The 1313-nt window shown below is 55.2% G+C and carries 1 rRNA gene; it reads left to right on the top strand.

The annotated features are described in order from the left end of the window. Positions 1 to 43: 43 nt before the first annotated feature. A 23S ribosomal RNA gene (locus ON39_RS06835) occupies positions 44 to 1313 on the top strand; the annotation flags it as partial.

Below are 1313 nucleotides of genomic sequence, written 5' to 3' on the forward strand. Positions count from 1 at the left end.
GTGTGTTGTTTGAGAACTGCACAGTGGACGCGAGCATCTTTGTTTGTAAGTGTTTAAGAGCGTACGGTGGATGCCTTGGCACCAGGAGCCGATGAAGGACGTAGGAGGCTGCGATAAGCCTCGGGGAGCTGTCAACCGAGCTGAGATCCGAGGATTTCCGAATGGGGAAACCCAGCACGAGTGATGTCGTGTTACCCGCATCTGAATATATAGGGTGTGTGGAGGGAACGTGGGGAAGTGAAACATCTCAGTACCCACAGGAAGAGAAAACAATAGTGATTCCGTGAGTAGTGGCGAGCGAAAGCGGAAGAGGCTAAACCAGGGGCGTGTGATACCCGGCAGGGGTTGCGTTCTTGGGGTTGTGGGGCTCATTTTCCAGGTTCTGCCGGACCTGGCGGGAGTCAGAAACCGTTGTGTTAGTCGAAGTGGTCTGGAACGGCCTGTCGTAGAGGGTGAGAGTCCCGTAGACGAAAACATGACGGCTCTTGTAGTGAGTACCCGAGTAGCAGCGGGCCCGTGAAATCTGCTGTGAATCTGCCGGGACCACCCGGTAAGCCTGAATACTCCCTGGTGACCGATAGCGGACTAGTACCGTGAGGGAAAGGTGAAAAGTACCCCGGGAGGGGAGTGAAATAGTACCTGAAACCGTGCGCTTACAATCCGTCAGAGCCTGCGAGTGCTTTAGTGTGCTGTGGGTGATGGCGTGCCTTTTGAAGAATGAGCCTGCGAGTTAGTGGCATGTGGCGAGGTTAACCCGTGTGGGGTAGCCGTAGCGAAAGCGAGTCCGAATAGGGCGTTTTGAGTCGCATGTTCTAGACCCGAAGCGGAGTGATCTACCCATGGCCAGGGTGAAGCGACGGTAAGACGTCGTGGAGGCCCGAACCCACTTAGGTTGAAAACTGAGGGGATGAGCTGTGGGTAGGGGTGAAAGGCCAATCAAACTCCGTGATAGCTGGTTCTCCCCGAAATGCATTTAGGTGCAGCGTCACGTGTTTCACGCCGGAGGTAGAGCTACTGGATGGTCTAGGGGGCCTACAAGCTTACCGAAATCAGCCAAACTCCGAATGCCGGTGTGTGAGAGCGTGGCAGTGAGACTGCGGGGGATAAGCTTCGTAGTCGAGAGGGAAACAGCCCAGATCGCCGGCTAAGGCCCCTAAGCGTGTACTAAGTGGAAAAGGATGTGAAGTCGCGAAGACAACCAGGAGGTTGGCTTAGAAGCAGCCACCCTTGAAAGAGTGCGTAATAGCTCACTGGTCAAGTGATTTTGCGCCGACAATGTAGCGGGGCTCAAGTACACCGCCGAAGCCGCGGCA

Source organism: Nocardia tenerifensis NBRC 101015 (assembly GCF_000308715.1).
Taxonomy (GTDB): domain Bacteria; phylum Actinomycetota; class Actinomycetes; order Mycobacteriales; family Mycobacteriaceae; genus Nocardia; species Nocardia tenerifensis.